This is a genomic window from Micromonospora sp. M51, from assembly GCF_018070305.1.
GTDB classification, from domain to species: domain Bacteria; phylum Actinomycetota; class Actinomycetes; order Mycobacteriales; family Micromonosporaceae; genus Micromonospora; species Micromonospora parva.
In genome coordinates this window covers 1-3,244 of record NZ_JAGPXZ010000692.1, presented here as the reverse complement: position 1 = coordinate 3,244, position 3,244 = coordinate 1, and the positions used below count along the sequence as shown (strand labels likewise).

General features: G+C 72.9%; 4 protein-coding genes. 2 read left to right on the top strand and 2 right to left on the bottom strand.

The genetic code is table 11. The annotated features are described in order from the left end of the window. Window positions 1-729 (bottom strand): 3-isopropylmalate dehydrogenase (locus KBX53_RS27200; RefSeq protein ID WP_210862382.1); only part of this gene is annotated, 729 nt, incomplete at its 3' end. Between the two features lie 228 nt (window positions 730-957). Here KBX53_RS27200 and KBX53_RS27195 point away from each other — a divergent pair. Beyond that, complete coding sequence (locus KBX53_RS27195) at window positions 958-1,800, top strand: FAD:protein FMN transferase (RefSeq protein ID WP_030337239.1); 843 nt, start codon at window positions 958-960, stop codon at window positions 1,798-1,800. A 309-nt stretch (window positions 1,801-2,109) separates the two neighbouring features. Continuing rightward, the gene (locus KBX53_RS27190; protein WP_030337238.1) at window positions 2,110-2,466 is read left to right on the top strand and encodes a hypothetical protein; all 357 of its coding nucleotides are present in this window, start codon (window positions 2,110-2,112) and stop codon (window positions 2,464-2,466) included. A 76-nt stretch (window positions 2,467-2,542) separates the two neighbouring features. Here the strand turns inward: KBX53_RS27190 and KBX53_RS27185 are convergent. After that, on the bottom strand, window positions 2,543-3,244 hold a 702-nt coding region (locus tag KBX53_RS27185; RefSeq protein WP_210862380.1), incomplete at its 5' end, for an ACT domain-containing protein.

Genomic DNA, 3,244 nt, shown 5'->3' with positions numbered 1-3,244 from the left:
GTCGGTGAGGATGTCGCCGAAGAGGTTGTCGGTGACCACCACGTCGTAGCGCTGCGGCTGGGTGACGAGGAACATGGCCGCCGCGTCGACGTGCTGGTATTCGGTGGCGACATCCGGGTGCTCGGCGGCGACGGCGTCGAACGTGCGCGCCCAGAGCGACCCGGCGTGGGTGAGCACGTTGGTCTTGTGCACGAGGGTGACCTTGCGCCGCTCCCGGCGGCCGGCGCGGGCGAACGCGTCGCGGATCACCCGCTCCACGCCGTGGCGGGTGTTCAGGCTCTCCTCGGTGGCGATTTCGGCCGGAGTGTCCCGGTGCAGGGAGCCACCGGCACCGGCGTAGAGCCCCTCCGTGCCCTCGCGCACCACCACGAGGTCGACCTCGCCCGGCTTCACGTTGCCCAGCGGACCGGTGACCCCGGGCCAGAGCCGGGACGGGCGCAGGTTGACGTACTGGTCGAAGGCGAAACGGAGCTTGAGCAGCAGCCCCCGCTCCAGCACCCCCGGCGGGACCGTCGGGTCACCGACCGCGCCGAGCAGGATCGCGTCGTGCCCGGCCAACTCGGCCAGCACCGAGTCGGGCAGCACCTCACCGGTACGGTGCCAGCGGGCGGCACCGAGGTCGTATTCGGTGGCCTGCACGTCGGGCAGCACCGCGTCGAGAACCTTGCGGGCCTGCGCGACCACCTCAGGCCCGATGCCGTCCCCGGCCACCACCGCGATCCGCGCCACGACCGCACTCCTCTGCTCAACGGTTCCGTCTGCGCAACGGTACGTCGTCGTCCCGCCTCCCGGTACGCAGCGTCCATGATTTGGGACGCGGGAATGCACAGCACCCTCTCAGCTGAGACTCATGGAGCGATCATCTCCGCTGCGTACGGTAGTGCTCAGTGGGTCGCGGGGGCCCGCTGACCAACGGGGTCGCGATGATGCGGCACCACGTGCGAGGGGGCAGATGCGATGCGCATCGACGAACAGCCACGGACCCGCTGGCCGGACCCGTCCGCGTTCCGCCACCGCCGGCCGGACCTCCGACTCGGCAGCCGCCGGCACCGGATCGACCCGGCCGGCGCCACCGAGGGCCGGATCGCGGTGCAGCACACCGTCCGCACCGCGACCGCCGAGTACACCCTGCTGCTCAACGCGCCCGAGTGGCTCGGCCGCCGGGGCGTGGGCGAGGCGCTGCGGGACAGCGTCGCCGAACTGCGCGCCATCGACCTCACCTACGGCCCCAACCGACCGGAGAGCCTGGTGTCCCGGCTGCGTCGGGGCGAGATCAGCCCCGAGTCGTACCCGCCGCTGGCCGACCTGGTGGACCGCTGCGCCGCGATGCGCGCCGCCACCGACGGGTGGTTCGACGCCTGGGCGGTGCCCGGCGGCTTCGACCCGGGCGGCCTGCTCGGCGGTTGGGCGGTGGAACGCGCCGCGGAGCGGCTGCGCGCCGCCGGCATCCACGACTACGCCGTCCTCGCCGGCGCCGACCTCGTCGTCCGGGGCCGCGCGCCGCACGGAGGGCCCTGGCGGGTCGCCGTGCACCACCCGACCGCACCCGAGCGCGCGCCGCTGGTGCTGGAGATGACCGCTGGCGCCATCGGCACCTCCGGCGTGACCGGACGGCAGGGGCACGTGGTGGACCCGCACACCGGCGAACCGGCCGAGAACCTCGCCGCCGCCACCGTCGTGGGCCCCGACCTGGCGGTCGCCGATGCCTACGCCACGGCGCTCTACGCCGCCGGCCCCACCGGCCTGGCCTGGTTCCGGGGAAACTCCGACTATCGCGCGCTCTTCGCCCACCGTCGCTGAGCTGGTCGGGCACGCGATCGGCCCCCACGGTCTCGGCAACGACCATGGGGGCCGGTCAGCGACGAGTGCGCGTGGCTCGCACAACCGAGGGGTGCGGACCGGTCGGGCCGGACGTCGACCGCGCCACCCGAAGACGGGCCGGCGCCTCGAACTCGGCCAGTGACCGCAGTGCGTACGCTAGCGAATCGACGCAACTCGACGCAAGAGTCTCCACACCGGACCGTCGGCACCGGAGACTGCGACAATCGGTGGTTGACCGGCGGCGAGGCAATTTCGACATGGTGAACGGCGGATGGCACGCTGTCCGCCGTGAGTTTCGATCTGAGCGTGTGGGCCCTGGAGGACGGGGCGACGCCCGAGGACGTGCGGACAGCGGTCGACGGTTGCCGACAGGGACGGCACGTGGACCGCTACCCCGACCCACGGGTGGTCAGCTTCTACCGGGCGATCACGGCGTCCTATCCGGACCGTCACCCCGGCCCGGACAGCCCCTGGGCGGTGGCGCCGCTGCACGCGGCCCACGACCACGTCGAGTTGAACCTGCACCCGACCTGCGCGGACCAGGTGCTCCTGGACATCGAGCGGTTGGCCGGCGAACACGGGCTGATGCTCTTCGACCCGCAGGACGGCTCGGTCTACCCGCCCCCGGCACGACTGCCCGGCTGACCCGACCAGCGGCAGTAGACGGGAAATGACGAGGGGCCCGGCGAATCGCCAGGCCCCCCACAGTGCTTGTCGGCTGTTACTCGTCGCGCAGGTCGGCGGCGCTGGCCGCGGTGGCACCGATCGACTCGGCGGCCGAGGTGAGCAGGTCGGCGCCGAGCGCCTGGTCGACGGTGAGCGTCATCAGCGTCTCGCCGCCCGCCTCCCGACGCGCCACCTGCATGGCCGCGATGTTGATGCCCGACTCGCCGAGCAGGGTACCGACGGTGCCGACCACACCGGGGCGGTCGGCGTAGCGCAGGAAGAGCAGGATGCCCTCCGCGCCGATCTCCACGTCGAAGCCGTCCACCTCGGTCAGCTTCAGCACGTCGCGAGCGCCGGACTGGGTGACGGTGCCGGAGACACTCACCGTCCGGCCGTCCGGCAGCGCGCCGCGCACCGTGACCAGGGTCGGCTGATCGGCCGTCTCGGCCAGGGCGGCCAGGGTGACCTCGACGCCACGCTCGGCGGCCAGGTGCGGGGCGTTGACGTAGGTGACCTGCTCCTCGACCACGGAGCTGAACAGGCCCTTCGTGGCGGCGAGCTTGAGCACCGACACCTCGTGGCTGACGATCTCACCGCGAACCTCGACAGTGACGCTGGCGGCGACCCCGCCGGCGACAGCGGTGAACGCCCGGCCGAGCTTCTCCGCCAGCGGCAGCAGCGGCCGAACGTCCTCGGCGACCACCCCGCCGGCCTGCACGTTGACCGCGTCCGGGCCGAACTCGCCCTGCGACGCCCG